Below are 1,504 nucleotides of genomic sequence, written 5' to 3'. Positions count from 1 at the left end.
CTGAGGGAGCGCCCGTGCGCAAGGTTCTAGCGTTCGTCGCCGCCGTAGCGGCGGCGTTCCTGCTCGCCGCATGCGGCCCCACCACCACGGCCCCGAACACGTCCGGGCACGCCTCGCACGCCCCGTGCGCTGACGCTGACGCAGCCCAGGGCGACCCGGACGGCGACTGCCACTAGCACCGAAAGGGCAGGCCGTGAACGCGTGGAGCTGGTTTTGGTGCGCCTGGTTCGGGATCTCGTTCACGTCATTCCTAGCCGTCGAGACGTGGGCGCTCGTAATCGGCCAGCCAGAGAACACGCTTTCGTGGCAGCTCTGGCGACTGATGAATGTCACCCCAAATCAGCCGGTGTGGCAATGGTCGGCAACGCACATCTTGGTCGGCGGCCTGCTCGCGCTCACCCTCGGCTGGTTGATCCTCCATCTTGACCTGGGGATCTGGCGATGAACTGGTACTGGGGAATTTGGGCATCGGTCAGCTTTTCGGCCTTCGCCATCCCCGAGATGATCGCCGTGTTCACGGGGCATCCGCGCTGGAAGCTCAGCTCCGCCGTGTGGTCGCTTGAGGATGCGTTCCCGTACCCGCTCGTGTGGCGGACGGTCGCCGTAATCACCGTGGCAGTCATCGCCTACCACCTGGCGTTCGGCCCTAGGCACTAGCACCACAAGGGAGAGTCGTGTCCGACCCTCAAGCCGATCCGAACTTTAGTTGGCCTGTCGGGCGTGCCGAGTTCGAGGCCGCCATTCAATCCCTCTGGACCTACGTACGGGCCCAGAAGGTCGTGACCACAAAACAAGGAGCAAAACTCGTGGCCCTCCAGGATGACCTGAACGCTATTGCCGCCGGTATCCAGAGCGACGTGTCCGCTATCACCGCCGAGATCGCCGACCTGGAGGCGCAGATCGCCGCCGGGCAGCCCGCCGACCTGACCGCCCTCAAGGCCGCTGTTGCTTCCCTGGACGCCGTTGCGGCGCCGGTGGCCCCGCCGGTCGACGCCCCGCCCGCCGCCTGATCTAAGCAACAAAACGGAGCCCCGACCGCCGCTACTCCGGTGGTCGGGGCTCTGTCACGTCTGGGAACGCCTCGGAGGGAAACCCGAAAATGTCTAACCCGCTCCCTCCCCACCAGGCCATTCCCGGTTCCACTCGCGTTGCCCCGTTCGGCACTTTCCGGATGCGTGACGCTGAGCCCACGGCCTCCGTTGAGGCGACGCTTGTGCTGCGTCGCGCGGGTCTCGGCATCACTATGCGGGGCGAGTTGGCGATCCCGGCCGACCCGGATGACATTGCCGCCATCGAAACTTTCGCCTCTGCGCACGGTCTGGCTGTGGTGGCGAACCACCCCGCCGCTAGGGCAATGACTCTGGCCGGCACGGTCTCTCAGATGAACGACGCATTTCACACCGATCTTGGTGAGTATGCCCACGCGAATGGCACGTTCCGGGGCCGCGAGGGCGACATCCACGTCCCCGTAGACCTGGCCGGCATCGTGGTTGCGGTCCTCGGC

General features: G+C 65.8%; 4 protein-coding genes. All 4 read left to right on the top strand.

What is annotated here, in order from left to right:
• Positions 1-193: 193 nt before the first annotated feature.
• On the top strand, positions 194-445 hold the full coding sequence (locus VGH54_RS29985; RefSeq protein ID WP_331515819.1) for a hypothetical protein: 252 nt from the start codon (positions 194-196) through the stop codon (positions 443-445).
• A complete protein-coding gene (locus VGH54_RS29980; protein ID WP_331515818.1) occupies positions 442-657 on the top strand; it encodes a hypothetical protein in 216 nt (71 codons plus the stop codon). Before VGH54_RS29985 ends, VGH54_RS29980 begins: the two co-directional genes overlap by 4 nt.
• 149 nt (positions 658-806) lie before the next feature.
• Positions 807-1,010: a hypothetical protein gene (locus tag VGH54_RS29975; protein ID WP_331515817.1), complete on the top strand. Its 204-nt coding sequence runs from the start codon at positions 807-809 to the stop codon at positions 1,008-1,010.
• 89 nt (positions 1,011-1,099) lie between these two features.
• A partial coding sequence (locus VGH54_RS29970) for a protease pro-enzyme activation domain-containing protein (RefSeq protein WP_331515816.1) occupies positions 1,100-1,504 on the top strand: 405 nt, incomplete at its 3' end.

It is taken from the genome of Mycobacterium sp. (assembly GCF_036488105.1).
Classification (GTDB): domain Bacteria; phylum Actinomycetota; class Actinomycetes; order Mycobacteriales; family Mycobacteriaceae; genus Mycobacterium.
The sequence above is the reverse complement of the archived record's forward strand: the minus strand, read 5'-3'. Positions and strand labels throughout refer to the sequence as shown.

Bases quoted from the DNA above. Each gene is read 5' to 3' on its own strand.
- VGH54_RS29980 (WP_331515818.1), top strand. From the start codon at position 442: ATGAACTGGTACTGGGGAATTTGGGCATCGGTCAGCTTTTCGGCCTTC.